Origin of the sequence: Maribacter sp. MAR_2009_72 (genome assembly GCF_007827235.1) — a bacterium.
Classification (GTDB): domain Bacteria; phylum Bacteroidota; class Bacteroidia; order Flavobacteriales; family Flavobacteriaceae; genus Maribacter; species Maribacter sedimenticola.
Genome location: NZ_VISB01000001.1, coordinates 1,896,200 through 1,913,595, shown reverse-complemented (window position 1 = coordinate 1,913,595; position 17,396 = coordinate 1,896,200). Strand labels below are relative to the sequence as shown.

Genomic DNA, 17,396 nt, shown 5'->3' with positions numbered 1-17,396 from the left:
GATTTTTCTTTTGTGAATTGTAAAACTATTATATATTTGCACTCCTTTTGGGGCTCTTAGCTCAGTTGGTTCAGAGCACCTGCCTTACAAGCAGGGGGTCACTGGTTCGAATCCAGTAGGGCCCACAGGTTAAAAGGCTTCCATTTTTTGGAAGCCTTTTTTAATGGTATATTGTAGTTAATCTGAGTAAGGATAAAAAAGCCTTACTACAACATTAGGGATATTAGCTCAGTTGGTTTAGAGCGCTGCCTTGACAGGGCAGAGGTCACCGGTTCGAATCCAGTATATCCCACAAATATTCCAACTGGCCGTTATGATAGGATTATAATGGGTTCTTGCACGACAGTTTTATTATAATTAGTTATCTTTCTTCTACAATCTATACTTGTTTCGCACGTTAAATATCAGAGACTTATAGTTTTGATTTCGCAAATAAGTTTAAACCTTTATGCTTAAAAACCTAATTAAATTTTTAGTGCAAAATAAACTCGTGGCCTTTGTGCTTTTAGTAGTGTTTTTGCTTTGGGGTTTAATTAGTGCACCGATCTATACGGACAATTGGTTAATAGGCTCTAATGCCGTTGCAGTAGATGCAATACCCAACTTGGGAGATAACCAACAAATTATTTTTACCGAGTGGGAAGGACAGTCCCCACAAGATATAGAGGACCAGGTTACCTATCCGCTTACTACGAATCTTTTGGGGTTGCCGGGGGTAAAATCTGTAAGGAGTTCTTCTATGTTCGGTTTTTCGACCATTTATCTTATATATGAAGATAATGTAGATTTTTATTGGGGTAGAAGTCGCATACTGGAGAAATTAAGCAGTTTACCTTCCAATTTGCTGCCAAAGAATGTAGTGCCCAAATTAGGACCTGATGCTACTGCCCTTGGTCAACTTTTTTGGTATACTGTAGAAGGAAGGGATGAACAGGGAAATGTTACGGGTGGTTGGGACTTGCACGAGTTGAGAAAAGTTCAGGACTTTTATATTAAAAATGCTTTGTCCTCTGCCGAAAATGTTGCAGAGGTAGCCTCAATTGGTGGGCATGTTCAAGAGTATCAAATAGAGCTCAATCCTTTGTTAATGCGCCAATATCAAATTTCCCTTCAAGAAGTGGTAAGGGCCGTTGGTGAATCCAATAAAAATGTAGGTGCAAAAACTTTGGAAATCAATAATGCGGAATATTTGATTAGAGGCCTAGGTCTTATTGAAAATATTGAGGATATTGAAAATGCGGTCATAACGACCAATGATTATGTGCCCCTTTCCATAAAAGATATTGCAGTTGTTTCATTGGGTCCAAAAGAACGAAGGGGTATTCTTGACAAGGAGGGAGCCGAGGTTGTTGGGGGAGTTGTTGTAAGTAGGTATGGAGCTAACCCACAAAAGGTTATTGAGTCCGTTAAGGACAAGATTTCACAAATAGCAAAAGGCTTACCTTCTAAAATGCTTGAAGATGGCAGGACATCACAATTGACCATAGTGCCATTTTATGATCGCACAGAGCTGATAAAAAATACATTGGGCACCCTTAATTCTGCTCTAGCCATGGAAATTTTGATTGCAATCTTGGTCATTTTGGTCATGTTGAGAAATTTAAGGATTTCCTTGGTAATTTCCGGTTTATTGCCTGTGGCTGTACTTATGGTTTTTATAGTGATGAAGTTGTACAATGTTGAGGCTAATATTGTTGCACTTTCAGGTATAGCAATAGCCATTGGTACAATGGTAGACTTGGGTATAATTCTGTCTGAGAACATTGTACAAAAAATTGAGAATAATCAGCAGGGGGCTGGTATTGATGATTTGGTCATTGAAGGGGTCAACGAAGTTTCTGGCGCCATAATTACGGCAGGTTTGACCACGATATTAAGCTTTATCCCTGTGTTTGTATTGACCGGTGAAGAGGGGCGATTGTTTACACCATTGGCATTTACTAAAACGACCGCACTTTTGGCCGCTATGTTTTTAGCCTTGTTTATTATACCCCCTATTATATCAAAATGGTACAGCGTAACCCATAAAAAATATGATATTGGAAGTCTTGGTTCCATAGGTTTGGGGCTTGTGGGGTTAGTAATGTGTATTTGGGGTTTTTGGATCGGAATAGCATTAATTGGTCTTGCGGTGTTGAAGTTATTGCAGGATTACAACAAAATAGCGAATTCGAATAGTGGAAAGTTAAGGTTAATTTGGCTGGTCGCATCTATAGTATTGATACTGACTTATTATTGGAAGCCTCTTGGTTTTCAGGCTTATTTTGCTACTAACTTAGTTTTCGTAATCCTCTTTAGTTCACTTGTATTAGGTGGGCTTTATATATTTCATAGGTATTATGAGGTTATATTGGTTTGGGCTATGGAACATAAGACAATATTTCTGATCATACCTTTATCCATTTTAATTTTAGGGGCACTGACGTATAGTACCATTGGGAAGGAATTTATGCCAAAATTAAACGAAGGTTCATTTTTATTGATGCCGACATCTACTGCGCATACCGGAATATCGGAAAATAAAAGAATTTTACAACAGTTGGATATGGCCGTGGCAAGCATCCCAGAAATAGAAACGGTAGTTGGTAAGGCCGGCAGGGTTGATTCTGCATTGGACCCTGCACCATTATCTATGTTTGAGAATGTAATTCTATATAAACCGGAATTTATTTTGGATGATAAGGGTAGGCCCATTTCATTTTTGACAACCAAAGAGGGATTGTTCCAAACAAAGACAATGGGTGAAGTGACTTCTGGTTCCGGGGTGTCTGTTGATGAATTGATTGTGGACAAAAACGGGGCGTATTATAGAAACTGGAGACCTCACATTAGAAATGCAGATGATATTTGGGAGGAAATTGCCGCAGTGACCACATTGCCAGGTGTGACTTCTGCGCCCAAATTACAGCCAATAGAAACAAGGTTGGTCATGTTGCAGACCGGTATGAGATCACCAATGGGGATTAAAATATTTGGGCCCAGTTTGGATGTGATAGAATCATTTGGACAAGTATTGGAAAATGAGCTCAAAAATATTGAAGCTATAGAAAGTGCTTCCGTATTTTCGGATAGAATTGTAGCTAAGCCTTACATTAATGTTTTATTTAATAGAACCAAAGCAGCAAGATTTGGTTTAAGTATTAGTGGACTGCAGGAAATATTGGAGACGGCAATGGGCGGCAAGGTGTTGACCCAGACCATTGAAGGAAGGGAGCGGTTTGATGTTACATTACGTTATCCTAGGGATTATAGGGATGAACCTGAAGATATTGGCAATATACTGGTTGCACTACCAAGTGGTGGGAGTATACCTTTGAATCAAGTGGCAGATGTTCAATTTGAAAAGGGCCCGCAGGTCATCAAAAGTGAAAATGGCTTTTTAATGGCTTACGTACTTTTTGATAAAAAAGAGGGTTTTGCGGAAATTTCTGCTGTTGAACAGGCAAAGGAACAAATAGAACTTAAAATCAATAATGGGGAAATAATTGTGCCCAAAGGTGTAAATTATAAGTTTTCAGGTACTTATGAAAACAATGTTCATGCCGAGAAAACATTGTCTTTGATCATACCGTTGGTGTTATTGGCAATTTTGTTATTACTTTATGTACAGTTTAGGTCATTGACAATTTCATTCATGATTTTTTCCGGAATTGCGGTAGCTTTTGCAGGAGGATTTATATTGTTGTGGTTTTATGGTCAAGATTGGTTTTTGAACCTAAATTTTCTGGGCCATGACCTTAGGGAAACCTTTAATGTTAAGACAATTAATATGAGCGTTGCGGTCTGGGTAGGGTTTATAGCTCTTTTTGGTATTGCAACAGATGATGGCGTGGTAATTGCAACATATCTTAAACAGAATTTTGAGGCTAATAAACCCGGTACTGTCAATGAAATTAGAAATGCGGTCCTGGAAGCAGGGAAAAAAAGGATTAGACCTTGCTTAATGACTACGGCCACAACATTATTGGCATTGCTGCCGATAATTACGGCAAAAGGACATGGTAAGGATATTTTGATACCCATGGCCATTCCTAGTTTTGGAGGTATGCTGGTAGCTTTGGTGACGTTATTGATTGTTCCGGTACTCTATTGTTTATGGCAGGAACAAAAATTAAAAAATAGTGAAATTAGGTAATGGAAAATTTCAATACATACAAGAAATACGTCGTTTACCTTATGGTATTATTAGGGGGACTTTTGTTGGGCTATCTATTCTTTGGCCAAACTAAACCCGCGGCAAATGACCATGTGCAACATAATGAACAAAACAACTATACGTGTTCTATGCATCCTTCTGTGGTAAATGAAGGCAAGGGTATTTGCCCAATTTGTGGAATGGAGCTTGTGCCTATGGGTAATATGGACCAGATTACTAATGAATACCGGTTTACAATGAGCGAGAGGGCTATTTCCTTGGCCAATGTCCAGACCCATAAAATAATTTCAAATAGTATGGGCGGTGAAGTGGTGCTTGCCGGGGAAATAGCTCTAAACGAAAATACAAATGCAACCCAGACTACTTTATTTGATGGTCGTATAGATAAGCTTCATATTAAGTATGTTGGTGAATATGTTAAAAAAGGCCAAGAAATAGGCACTATTTATAGTCCAGAATTGTATTTGGCCCAGGATAAACTATTGACTTCATCTTCTTATAAGGATACACATGAGAAATTATATGCTGCTGCTAGAAATACCTTGGGACTGTGGAAATTGACCGATAAGCAGATAGATGATTTATTGAAATCTGGGAAACCTATTGTGAACTTTCCTTTGGTGGCAGATGTTTCTGGAACCGTAGTAGAGATTTTAGGCTCTGAGGGCTCTTATTATAAACAAGGGGATCCATTGTTCAAGGTTTCAAACTTATATTCGGTCTGGGCAGTTTTTCAAGCCTATGAAGACCAATTGCCATTACTTAAGATGGGACAGGAAATATTAATTAGTTCCGAAGCTTTTCCTTCTGAGCCAGTAGTGGCTAAAATATCTTTTATTGAACCGGTTTTGGACAAGGGCAAGCGAATTGTTGCCGTAAGGGCCAATGTAGCGAATGGAAAAGGGCAATGGAAACCCGGTATGTTCATAAAAGGAAAGGTTAAAATAGAACATACAGATAAGCAAATGGTTATGGTTCCTAAGAGTGCGGTCTTATGGGCGGGTGAGCATTCTGTGGTATATACCAAGCCTAAATCCTCAAAGCCCATATTTGAAATGAGGGAAGTAAAATTAGGAGAGGCCATTGGTGATAGCTATGTGGTTTTTAAGGGACTGGAAATAGGAGAGGAAGTGGTTACCAATGGTGCATTTACAATTGATGCTGCCGCTCAATTACAGGGTAAAAAATCCATGCTGTACGCAAAGGAGACTTCTATGGAGCAAATACCGGTAACTAGTGACAAGGGTGCAATATTTCCCAATGAAGTAAATGACCAAATTAAGATTGCACTGGGCACTTATTTCGAATTAAAAAATAATTTGGTGTCATCTAAAAGTTTGGACGTCCATAATAGTGCCAAGAAATTAGATGAACAATTGTTGCAAATAGAGGTAAGTGAGGGTAATGCCAAATTTCAATCAACCATGAAATCGGCAAAAAAAATGGTGAAGGAAATATTATCAGAAGAGAGTTTGGATCAAAAGCGTATAAGCTTTAAAAAATTATCTAGCGCATTCACTTATTTAGCTGACCATGTACAAGGTTTTGGCGAACCCATTTATGTGCAGCATTGTCCAATGGCGGATAACAATACGGGTGCAGATTGGTTGAGCCTTGAGAAGGCAATTAGAAATCCGTATTTTGGGGATAAAATGTTAACATGCGGTTCTGTGACCAAAGTTCTGGATTAAATATTATATATGGTCTAAAACCCGCTCTAAAGCCATCCCTCTTGACCCTTTAATAAGGATTGTCGATTTTTTCGGTACGGAATGTTCCGTTAGATATTGCTTTAACTCATCAAAATTCTTAAATTTTTTCAATGCGGTCTTTGTGCGATAGAAATTTTCGCCAACAAACATCACCTGGTCAAAATTCATTTGTTCGGTTATCTGTGCTACTGTTTGGTGCTCCTCTTCAGCAGAGTTTCCTAATTCGAACATATCTCCCAATATAGTTATTTTGTTTGTCCTGTCTAATGTGTTGAAATTTTCCAATGCCGCTTTCATGCTTGTGGGATTGGCGTTATAAGCATCTAAAATTATATAGTGGTCCAGGTTTTCGATTATTTGGGAACGGTTGTTCTTAGGGGTATAGTTTTCAATAGACTGCTTAATTTTAGGAACATCAACATTAAAATATTTACCCATGATGACGGCAGCACAGCAGTTGTGGAAATTATATGATCCTATGAGATTAGAGGTTACCTCCGTATCATCGAACTTAAGACGAACAAAAGGCTGTGCGCCCAAGAATTCAATTTTATAGTAGGAGGAATTTTCCGTGCTGAACCCGTATTTGCGAGTGTATGATTTTAATTTATTGAGCTGTATTGGGTCATCAGCATTTAGAAATATGGATTTATCGTGTTTTATCAAATATTCATATAATTCGCTTTTACCTTTTATAACGCCATCTACGCCTCCAAAACCTTCTAAATGGGCTTTTCCAAAATTGGTTATATATCCAAAATCTGGCTGTGCTATATGACATAAAAAAGCTATTTCTTCTAAATGGTTGGCACCCATTTCCACAATAGCAAATTCGGTATCTGGTGTAATGGACAACAAAGTTAATGGAACACCAATATGATTGTTAAGATTGCCTTTCGTTGCAACGGTTTTGTACGTGGAAGATAAAACGGCATTAATGAGCTCTTTGGTGGTGGTTTTTCCATTGCTACCGGTAAGACTGATTATTTTGGCCGAGCAAAATTTTCTATGGTAGTTGGCCAATTGTTGTAAGGTGGTAAGGCAATCGTCTACCAAAATAGTCCTGTCGTTTTGAATAAATTCCTCTTCATCCACGATGGCATAGCTGGCACCTTGTTCCAAAGCTTTTTTTGCATAGGTATTGCCATTGAAATTTTCACCTTTCAATGCAAAAAATATATCCCCTTTGTTAATATTTCTAGTGTCCGTACTTACTGATGGATACTTCAAAAAAACCGTATGTAACTCTTGAATATTCATAAAATCGAAGATATAAAAAAAGCCCTTTGTGAAAAGGGCTTTTAATAGTTATGATATGAACAAAATGTTATTTGGCTTTTTTACCTCTAACCGTTTTGTTCTTAGTCTTTGATTTTGAACCAACTCTAGACATTGCACATCTAAACCCTATATAGTCCGTTGCCATATATTGTGGCAAATACCTTCTTTGTGCAGGGTCTAACCAATATGCCCTATCTCTCCAAGAACCGCCTTTGTATACTCTAACTTCATCATTGATAAGCGTTGTTCTGTTGTTTGATGAGTCGTAACCTTTTATAAGGTTTCCGGCAGAGTCCCTGGCCACGGAGTGCTTTGGTGAGTTGTACATCTTTTTCTTGTCGTCCTGTTCCTCATCATCGCTAAACCTGTCATAGAACCTAGAAGAACCTGAATCTCCGTCTCTATAACCTCTGTTGTCGCTTGATGAGAAGTTGGTTCTTAAATAAGTCTCTTCTTCGTCTACAGGAACCATTTTTATTTCTCCCGGAAGGTTAACGGCAATAACTTTTCCATTGGGCAGGGTATCAAAGGCAATGGAATCTTTTAAGACCTTGACTTTGCCATCTTCCCCTATGGCGCTTTTCATATAAATATTACCTCTATAATAGTTAAAATCGCTTACCTCGTCATCAACAATAGGTCTATAGACATCCGCAACCCACTCGGCCACATTACCTGCCATATCGTAAAGGCCTAAATCATTTGGTTTGTAGGACATAACTTCCGCCGTAATATCGGCACCATCGTCAGACCATCCTGCAATTCCGCCATAGTCACCTTTACCTTGTTTAAAGTTGGCCAATTGATCTCCACGTCCTACGCGTTGTCCGTTACGAGTATAATCGCCTTCCCAAGGATATTTTTTTCTACCTCTATAGTTGTTGTATTCCCTTTGCCCAACTTGTGCCTGTGCAGCATATTCCCATTCCGTTTCTGTAGGAAGTCTGTATTCTGGCATTATGATACCACTACTTCTTTTTGCGAAAGCAGAAGTACTATCTTTTTTCATTTTACCTTGAAGCGAATCTATTTGACCATTATAAACAGATTCTGGCCTGTTTAAATATGCTTCTGTGCTAAAAGTGCCCTGTACTTCTCCGGTTGCGGCCTGGTATTTGGCATCTTCGGATAGATAACCTTCACGTTCCAACATAACTTCGTTTACACGGTCAGTTCTCCATTCTGCAAACTGTGTCGCCTGTATCCAGTTAACGCCTACCACAGGATATTCTGCATATGCTGGGTGTCTTAAGTAGTTGTTGGTCATGGTTTCGTTAAATCCTAACCTGTTTCTCCAAACCAAGGTATCCGGCAAAGCTCCTACATAAATATTGGTATATTTAGGATTTTCCGGAGGGTATACGCTTTTTAAATAGTCAAGATACTCAAGATACATTACATTGGTCACCTCTGTCTCATCCATGTAAAATGATTGTACATGTTGGGATGTTGGCGTGTTGTTCCAATCATGCATAACATCATCCTGTACCTTACCCTTGGTAAATGTACCACCTTCAACAAATACTAATCCAGGAGCGGTTTCTTGTTCCTTGAAGTCTGTATTATATTGAAAACCACCTTCCTTGGCATTTATTTTCCAACCTGTAGCTCTAGACGTATTTTTGGACGATGAAGATTTAGAACAGCTGTTAACCGTTAATCCCCCAACGATAACAGTGCATGAGAGTACAACTTTTATTAAACGTTTTTTCATAATTAGGACTTGAGTTCAATTTTTTATAAGTTATAGTAGTTTGGCTTCTATTCCTTATAATACTAAGTTTTCTTTTAATTTGTTTGTCACTTTCGCTCAATAGAACGGTGTTTTTATAAGATTATTTTACAATTCAAAATAATTTAAATGATTCTATCACCGTCCCGTTTACGTAAAATGGGCTTACTTAATTATCTTAACGGACAAATAAACTAAATAGTATGGTTTAGGGCATTTCTTTTAGAGCTGATCGGCGCGCCTGCGAATTTCTTATTTTAGAAGTGTTAGTGCTGCTTTGATTTAACCTGTTCTTTATTTTTTCTAATAAAAAACTAGATAACAATACAAGATAACGGTAAAAAGTCCGTTTTCATGTAAAATATTAAGGGTGATTATATATTAAAGGTATATTTCGCTCCTATTTTAAAGATGTAATTCCAATGAGAAAAATCTCAATAATTTTCTTTGTACTTGTAATTGGGAAAATTGCGGCCCAGAATGACCAACGTGTTATTACCACCGCTGTACCATTTCTAACTATAGCTGCCGATGCAAGGTCTGCCGGTATGGGTGATATGGGGGTTGCAACTTCTACCGATGCCTTTTCTCAGCAATGGAATCCTGCAAAATTTGCATTTGCCGAGCGTAAAATGGGTATTGGGGTAAGTTATACCCCGTATTTGGAGAGTATTATTACGGATATATCGTTATTGAATGCCAGTTATTTTAATAAGTTGAACGAACAAAGTGCGTTTGCGGTAAGTTTGCGCTACTTCACTTTGGGCGAGATAGAATTAAGGCAGTTTGCCAATGACCCCGGTACTATTGCCAAACCAAATGAGTTGGCTCTAGATGGTTCATATTCCTTAAAGTTAAGCCCTACGTTCTCTATGGCGGTGGCCGGTAGATATATCAGGTCAAATTTAAAATTACCACAAAACGGGTCTGAGGATTCGCAGGCGGCAGGTTCGTTTGCTGTAGACGTGGCCGGTTTTTATAGGTCTAGGGAAATAGCTTACAATAATTTTGATGGTCGATGGAGGGCAGGATTCAATCTTTCCAACATTGGAGGAAAAATTCAATATGATGCGGGTGGACAGGAAAATTTCTTGCCAAGTAACCTAAGGTTTGGAGGCGGATTTGATTTCATCTTGGATCAGGATAACGTTGTAGGGTTAACTGCGGAATTTAGCAAGCTTCTTGTGCCAACGCCCCAGGATTTTGATAATGATGGCGATGTAGATGCGGAAGACAATGATATTTACCAAAATGAAAGTGGCTTTAGTGGTATATTCAACTCTTTTACTGATGCCCCGGACGGATTCAGTGAGGAGTTAAAGGAATTTACATGGTCCTTAGGTGCAGAATATACCTATCAAGATTCATTTATGTTCAGAACGGGTTATTTCAACGAAAGCGAGGATAAGGGTTCCCGAAAATTCTTTACATTGGGTGCGGGCTTTAAATTTAATTCTGCCCAAATAGATTTATCCTATCTTTTCTCTACCTCTCAGGTAAGGAATCCTTTGGAGAACACGTTAAGGTTTTCCTTGACCTTTAATTTAGGGGAGGAGTTTTACAATGATTAAAATTTCAATTTTATAAAGTAAAAAAACCTGCCTTGTGCAGGTTTTTTTATTTGAGCCATTCGGGTTCAAAATATGTAAATTAGCCTATTGGTTACTAAATGACCCTAACAATTTAAGATGGCGGAACGTAAAAAAATAAATATCGAGGTAACGGTTCATGAAAATGTCGAGGAATTGAATGAATCGTTTAAGACCTTAATGTCCTCGGCTATAAATGCAAGAAAAAAGGCCTATGCACCTTATTCCAAATTTTCGGTAGGTGCTGCGGTATTAATGGAGAACAATGAAATTATTGAAGGGAACAATCAAGAAAATGCCTGCTATCCGGCCGGTTTATGTGCTGAGCGTGTAGCAATATTCTATGCTGGGGCCAAATATCCTGAAATGCGTATTAGGGCCATAGCAATATCTGCCGCGGCATTGGACCATGGTGTCAACGAGCCAGTTGCGCCTTGTGGTAGCTGCAGGCAGGCCATATCGGAATATGAGTTTAAACAATCGGAACCTATTAAACTGTTGTTTATGGGTGAGAAGGGCAAGGTCATTATGTGCAATTCCGTAGCGGACCTTTTGCCACTGGGGTTCAATAGTAGCTATCTATAATACGTGCTGTAAAACACCTTCCATAAAATAACCACGTTCTTTATTGTTTTTGTTAAGCATATAATTTCGTAATTCATTTGCTTCTATTATTTTTATCGATTCATTTATATGTGTATTTTTGCCCCTCTGCGAGACATTGGTCAAGCTTACCATATGAATCTCAGGGAATTTTAAAACCTTTAGTTAAAATTGATGAAAAAAATCACCAAGGAAACGTATTTGAAATGGTATGAGGACATGCTATTTTGGAGGAAATTTGAGGATAAATTGGCCGCTGTTTACATTCAGCAGAAGGTAAGAGGATTTCTTCATTTGTATAATGGTCAAGAAGCTGTTTTGGCTGGCGCCCTACATGCAATGGACCTTACCAAGGATCGTATGATCACTGCATATAGAAACCATGTGCAGCCAATTGGTATGGGTGTAGATCCCAAACGTGTAATGGCGGAATTATATGGTAAAGTAACAGGGACATCCAAAGGTATGGGTGGTTCTATGCACATATTTTCAAAAGAACATCGTTTTCACGGAGGGCATGGTATCGTAGGAGGTCAGATTCCTTTAGGTGCCGGTATGGCCTTTGGCGACAAGTATGCCGGTAGGGATAATGTTACCTTGTGTTATATGGGAGACGGCGCCGTAAGGCAAGGTTCTTTGCATGAAACGTTCAATTTAGCTATGTTATGGCAATTGCCAGTGGTATTCGTTTGTGAGAACAATGGTTATGCCATGGGTACATCAGTTGAACGTACATCGTTCTCTACGGAAATTTGGAAACTTGGTTTGGGCTATGAAATGCCTTGTGGCCCTGTGGATGGTATGAATCCTGTAACGGTTGCCCAAGAAATGAGCAAGGCAATAGAAAGAGCAAGAAGTGGTGGCGGTCCAACATTTTTGGAAATGAAGACTTACCGTTATAGAGGTCATTCCATGTCAGATGCCCAACATTATAGAACCAAGGATGAGGTTGCGGAATACAAGAAAATAGACCCAATAACCCAGGTATTGGATATTATAAAGGAAAACGAATACGCAACAGATAAGGAAATCAAGGAAATTGACAAAAGGGTCAAGGATTTGGTTAAGGAATGCGAAAAGTTTGCAGAAGAGTCAGATTATCCACCAGTAAACCAATTGTATGATATGGTTTACGAACAAGAGGATTTTCCATTTGTTCAACATAAAATATAATTAAATGGCTATAGTAGTAAATATGCCCCGTTTAAGCGATACCATGGAAGAGGGTACCGTAGCTAAATGGTTAAAGAGCGTAGGAGATAAAGTTGAAGAAGGCGATATATTGGCAGAAATCGAAACCGATAAGGCTACGATGGAGTTTGAATCCTTCAATGAAGGTACTTTGTTGCATATTGGGATTCCGGAAGGCGACACTGCACCTGTGGACAGTCTATTGGCCATCATAGGTGATGAAGGTGAGGATATTTCTTCTTTATTGAACGGTAGTGGCACATCTGCGCCGGCCTCTGAAACTACTGGTGATACTGCATCTGAAGATGAAGATCAAATGGAGGTTTCCGAAGATACGGAACAAGGCGGTGGTGAAATTCCGGAAGGAGTGGAAGTTGTAAAGATGCCCCGTTTAAGTGATACCATGGAGGAAGGTACCGTAGCAAGTTGGTTAAAGCAGGTAGGTGATGATGTAGAAGAAGGTGATATTCTTGCAGAGATAGAAACGGATAAAGCTACTATGGAGTTTGAGTCATTTTATAGTGGTAAGTTGTTATATATTGGTATTCAAGAAGGTGAATCTTCCCCTGTAGATGCTGTTTTGGCCATTATAGGTCCTGAAGGTACGGATGTTGATGCCGTTTTGAACAATAAGTCCGGTGTAGGGAAGAAAAGTGCCGCGACGAGTTCGGTTAAAGAAGAAAGTAAGCCGGCCCAAGCGGATACCAAAAAAGAGGATACAAAATCGGTTGCTGATGGGGAACGAATTTTTGCATCTCCCTTGGCAAAAAAGATTGCTGCCGATAAAGGTATAGATTTGGCCAAAGTTACCGGATCCGGTGATAATGGAAGGATTATTAAAAAAGATATAGAGAATTATACTCCAAGTACTGCTGCAGCACCTGAAGCGGCATCTGCTGGAAAAGCGGAAACCGCTGTTGCATCTCAACCAGTCTCCATGGCATTGCCGTCTGGGGAAGAAGGTACGGAAGAGGTCAAGAATTCTAATATGCGTAAGGCGATTGCCAAGGCCTTGGGTAATTCAAAGTTCAGTGCCCCACACTTTTACCTTACAATTGAGGTTGATATGGACAATGCCAAAGCGTCCAGGGCGCAGATCAATAGTCTGCCAGATACCAAGGTGTCTTTCAATGATATGGTTTTAAAGGCCTGTGCTATGGCGCTGAAGAAACATCCTCAAGTAAACACTACTTGGAACGGTGACACTACAACGTATAATAAGCATATTCATATGGGTGTAGCGGTTGCAGTGGATGAAGGCTTGGTAGTACCCGTGGTAAAACACTGTGATCTTTTGGGACTTACCCAAATTGGTGCGGCCGTTAAGGATTTGGCAGGAAAAGCACGTAGTAAGAAAATAGCTCCCGCAGAAATGCAGGGAAGTACGTTTACAGTATCTAACTTGGGAATGTTCGGTATCCTAGAATTTACAAGTATCATTAATCAACCTAACTCGGCAATATTGTCGGTAGGGGCAATTGTTGAAAAACCAGTAGTAAAAAATGGTGAGATTGTAGTGGGCAGTACCATGAAATTGACCCTTGCTTGTGATCATAGAACTGTTGATGGTGCTGTAGGGGCACAATTCCTTCAGACATTAAAGTCATATGTTGAGAATCCGGTGACAATGCTAGCCTAGGAATCTTCAATAAATAGAATTATGAAAGCATCCTTTTAACGGGATGCTTTTTTTTATCTTTAGAATCTAAATGATAGTAATATGAAATATATAATTATAGTACTTATTGGTTTAATGGTCTTAAGTTGTGGAAACGCCAAAATAGACCAGTCCACTGTACTAAATCCCACCAATCCTAAAGGGGTACAGGGATCCGTGTCTAAAGGTGCGGAGAATGTTCCTACTGCGGTAAATACTATACAATCCAAGGCCGGTGTCGCTACAAGTTCTCATGATATAGAAAAAACAATGGTTTTTTTAACTTCTGATGAATTACAGGGTAGGGATACCGGTAGCGAAGGTATAGGGAAAGCGGCCAGTTTTATTGAGGATATTTTTGAGGAGAACGATGTTGCACCATATTTTTCTACCTATAAGGATACTTTAAGCAATTATAGTGACGGTATAGCTTATAATATAGTTGGGGTTCTGCCAGGCATTGATCCTGCGCTCAAGAACGAATATGTAATTATAGGTGCACACTATGATCATATAGGTTTGATCAATGCCGTTGCTGACGACAATATCGCCAATGGGGCCAATGACAACGCATCAGGTACAACTGCAGTCATTGAGTTTGCTAAATATTTTGGTGGAATAAATAATAATAAAAGGAGTATACTATTTGCACTATTTTCTGCGGAAGAGAAAGGGTTGTTGGGTTCCAAGCATTTGGCACAAAAATTAAAGCAGGAAAATTTAAATGTATATGTAATGTTGAATTTTGAAATGATTGGGGTACCTATGCTCAATAAAGATCACGATTTATATCTTACGGGTTATGAGCAGTCCAATTTAGCGGAAATCAGCAATGTTCATGCCGGAAAGAATTTTGTAGGTTTTCTACCAAAGGCCAAAGAGTTTAATTTGTTTAGAAGGTCGGATAATGCACCGTTCCATGATGAGTTCAATGTGCCTTCACAAACGTATAGTTCATTTGACTTTACTAATTTTGGGGAATATCATAAAGTTGGGGATGAAGCACATTTAATGGATTTTGAACATATGTCATCGATAATCAATGATGCAAAACCTATGTTAGAGGGCATTATTAATGCACCTATAAAAGAAGTAAAATACGAGTAATGGACTACATTATTGTAACAGGTACCAGCAGGGGCATTGGCTATGAGTTATGCAAGTTATTGGCCGCTAAAGGTAATATGGTATTGGCCCTTTCAAGAAATGAAGGGCCAATTAAGGAACTTGGGAATAAGAATATAGAAACATTCCCTTTTGATGTATCCTCTGCAACGGACAGGGAGCATTTATGTTCCTTCTTAAAAGAAAGGAATGCCAATGTCATTGCCCTTGTCAATAATGCGGGAAAATTGGTCAATAAACCTTTTTTGGAAACTACGGAAGCAGAATTTAAATCGGTCTATGAGGTCAATGTCTTTGGAGTGGCGGAAATGATAAAGTTGGTCTTGCCCTTCATGGATAATAGAGGCCATGTGGTTACCATTAGTTCAATGGGCGGTATTCAAGGTAGTGCCAAGTTTGCAGGGTTGGCGGCATATAGTTCAAGTAAAGGTGCGGTTTTGACTTTGACGGAATTACTTGCGGAAGAATTTAAGGAAACGGGGCCTTCTTTCAATGCGCTGGCATTGGGAGCGGTGCAGACCGAGATGTTGGAAGAAGCTTTTCCAGGATATAAAGCACCGGTAACAGCGATAGAAATGGCCGAGTATGTTATGAATTTTACTTTGACTGGTCATAAACTTTATAATGGAAAAATTTTACAGGTAAGTAGTAGTACACCTTAAATATGCATCAAACTTTAGCCAAATATCTGCCGGAATCTGCAGTAATTCCATGTTTTGAACTTATAAAGGTAACGCACGTACATTTAAAGATCGTAAATGAACGGGTAACGCGGCATGGGGATTATAGAAGAAGGAAAGATGGGCATCATCAAATAACAGTAAACGCATCATTAAATAAATATAGGTTCTTAATAACGCTCATTCATGAAATTGCGCACTTGGTCGCATTTGAAAAATATGGTCGATCAATAAAGCCACATGGTGTGGAATGGAAAAAAACTTTTCAACATTTAATGTTGCCGTTTATAAGGCCCGAAGTGTTTCCTGCACAGGTGTTACCGTTGATTGCAAGACATTTTAAGAACCCAAAAGCAAGTAGTAGTACAGACGCCCGCTTGTCTATTGCATTAAAGCAATATGACGAGCAACAATCAGATAAAAATTACGTTTACGAATTACCAATAGGTAGCGTTTTTAGAATTTATAATGGAAAAATTTTTAAAAAGGGAAACAAACGTACCAAGCGCTATGAATGTATAGAAATGGCTTCTGGCAGAATGTTTTTATTTCAGCCCAATGCCGAAGTGGAATTAATAAAAAGTTAATATGAACAAAGATTATTATGCCGTATTGATGGCAGGTGGAGTGGGGTCAAGGTTTTGGCCAATAAGTACGAGTGATAACCCAAAACAATTTCATGATATGCTGGGTACGGGCAGTACCTTGATCCAGAAAACATTTCAACGTTTAAACAAGTTTGTACCTACGGAGAATATTTTAATTCTGACTAACGAGCGTTATAATGATTTGGTATTGGAGCAGTTGCCAATGGTAAAGCAAGACCAGGTAGTATTGGAGCCTGCAATGAGAAATACGGCCCCCTGTATTTTGTACGCGGCAATGAAAATCCAAAAAATGAATGAAAATGCGGTAATGATCGTAGCGCCAAGTGATCACTGGATAGAAGATGAAGAAGCATTTGCAAAAGATGTTACAGCATGTTTTGAAAAATGTAAGACAGAGAATGTATTATGTACATTAGGAATAAAACCATCTTTTCCTAATACAGGGTTTGGATATATTGAGTTTGATAAATCTGATCAGTCCCAAATTAAAAAAGTAAATCAGTTTAGGGAAAAACCGGACTATGAAACTGCAAAGGAATTTTTGGCCCAAGGAAACTTTTTATGGAATGCCGGGATATTTATGTGGAGTGTAAAGACTATAGTAGATGCTTTTCAGCACTACCAGCCCAAACAGCACCAATTGTTTCTCGATGGTTTTTCGGCATATAATACAAGTGGTGAGCGTGAATTTATTGCCAATACTTATCCAAGTGCCGAAAATATTTCCATTGACTACGCTATTTTGGAAAATTCAGATGCCATCTTCGTTTTGGAAGCCACATTTGATTGGAACGATTTAGGAACATGGGGTTCGTTATATGATAAGCTTGATAAGAACCAAGACAATAATGCTGTTGTCAACGCTAAAGTGTTGACGCAAAACGCCAATGGCAATATGATTAGGTCTAAAGCAGGAAAAGTGGTTGTGGTAGATGGACTAGATGATTATATTATAGTGGATAAGGATGAAGTTTTATTAATTTATCCAAAAGCCAAGGAACAGGATATTAAACAAGTGCTCAATAAGGTCAAGGAAACCTTTGGAGATGAATATGCTTAATT

The 17,396-nt window shown here is 38.8% G+C and carries 12 protein-coding genes and 2 tRNA genes; 12 read left to right on the top strand and 2 right to left on the bottom strand.

Annotated elements, in window-relative coordinates:
* The first annotated feature begins 50 nt into the window (after positions 1 to 50).
* From JM81_RS07915 to JM81_RS07900, 4 genes are all read left to right on the top strand, one after another.
* Positions 51 to 125: transfer RNA gene (locus JM81_RS07915), tRNA-Val, on the top strand.
* Between the two features lie 92 nt (positions 126 to 217).
* A tRNA-Val gene (locus JM81_RS07910) sits at positions 218 to 292 on the top strand.
* 183 nt (positions 293 to 475) lie between these two features.
* Positions 476 to 4,135 (top strand): efflux RND transporter permease subunit, encoded by a 3,660-nt coding sequence (locus tag JM81_RS07905; protein WP_409994645.1) that lies wholly within the window; start codon positions 476 to 478, stop codon positions 4,133 to 4,135.
* Positions 4,135 to 5,847: an efflux RND transporter periplasmic adaptor subunit gene (locus JM81_RS07900; RefSeq protein WP_144802055.1), complete on the top strand. Its 1,713-nt coding sequence runs from the start codon at positions 4,135 to 4,137 to the stop codon at positions 5,845 to 5,847. The genes JM81_RS07905 and JM81_RS07900 overlap by 1 nt, the downstream gene beginning before the upstream one ends.
* Before the next feature lie 3 nt (positions 5,848 to 5,850).
* Here the strand turns inward: JM81_RS07900 and murF are convergent, their stop codons facing one another.
* Positions 5,851 to 7,128 (bottom strand): UDP-N-acetylmuramoyl-tripeptide--D-alanyl-D-alanine ligase, encoded by a 1,278-nt coding sequence (gene murF, locus JM81_RS07895; RefSeq protein WP_144802052.1) that lies wholly within the window; start codon positions 7,126 to 7,128, stop codon positions 5,851 to 5,853.
* Between the two features lie 67 nt (positions 7,129 to 7,195).
* A complete protein-coding gene (gene gldJ, locus JM81_RS07890) occupies positions 7,196 to 8,863 on the bottom strand; it encodes a gliding motility lipoprotein GldJ (protein ID WP_144802050.1) in 1,668 nt (555 codons plus the stop codon).
* Positions 8,864 to 9,303: 440 nt separating this feature from the next.
* Here gldJ and porV point away from each other — a divergent pair, with 440 nt between their 5' ends.
* The 8 genes from porV to JM81_RS07850 all read left to right on the top strand — a co-directional run bounded on the left by porV (position 9,304) and on the right by JM81_RS07850 (position 17,394).
* Entirely contained in the window at positions 9,304 to 10,452 is a 1,149-nt protein-coding gene (gene porV / locus JM81_RS07885; RefSeq protein WP_089263294.1) for a type IX secretion system outer membrane channel protein PorV, read from the top strand.
* 117 nt (positions 10,453 to 10,569) lie between these two features.
* Positions 10,570 to 11,055 (top strand): cytidine deaminase, encoded by a 486-nt coding sequence (gene cdd / locus JM81_RS07880; RefSeq protein ID WP_144802047.1) that lies wholly within the window; start codon positions 10,570 to 10,572, stop codon positions 11,053 to 11,055.
* A 192-nt stretch (positions 11,056 to 11,247) separates the two neighbouring features.
* Complete coding sequence (pdhA, locus tag JM81_RS07875; protein ID WP_089263298.1) at positions 11,248 to 12,246, top strand: pyruvate dehydrogenase (acetyl-transferring) E1 component subunit alpha; 999 nt, start codon at positions 11,248 to 11,250, stop codon at positions 12,244 to 12,246.
* 4 nt (positions 12,247 to 12,250) lie between these two features.
* Complete coding sequence (locus JM81_RS07870) at positions 12,251 to 13,903, top strand: pyruvate dehydrogenase complex dihydrolipoamide acetyltransferase (protein WP_144802044.1); 1,653 nt, start codon at positions 12,251 to 12,253, stop codon at positions 13,901 to 13,903.
* 81 nt (positions 13,904 to 13,984) lie between these two features.
* Positions 13,985 to 15,028 carry a M28 family metallopeptidase gene (locus tag JM81_RS07865; protein WP_144802041.1) on the top strand — a complete coding sequence of 348 codons (1,044 nt, stop codon included), beginning with the start codon at positions 13,985 to 13,987 and terminating at the stop codon, positions 15,026 to 15,028.
* Positions 15,028 to 15,708, top strand: coding sequence for an SDR family NAD(P)-dependent oxidoreductase (locus tag JM81_RS07860; RefSeq protein WP_144802038.1), 681 nt, complete (start codon positions 15,028 to 15,030; stop codon positions 15,706 to 15,708). Before JM81_RS07865 ends, JM81_RS07860 begins: the two co-directional genes overlap by 1 nt.
* A 2-nt stretch (positions 15,709 to 15,710) precedes the next feature.
* The gene (locus JM81_RS07855; RefSeq protein ID WP_144802035.1) at positions 15,711 to 16,313 is read left to right on the top strand and encodes a SprT-like domain-containing protein; all 603 of its coding nucleotides are present in this window, start codon (positions 15,711 to 15,713) and stop codon (positions 16,311 to 16,313) included.
* Position 16,314: 1 nt separating this feature from the next.
* Positions 16,315 to 17,394: a mannose-1-phosphate guanylyltransferase gene (locus JM81_RS07850; protein WP_144802033.1), complete on the top strand. Its 1,080-nt coding sequence runs from the start codon at positions 16,315 to 16,317 to the stop codon at positions 17,392 to 17,394.
* Positions 17,395 to 17,396: the final 2 nt, after the last annotated feature.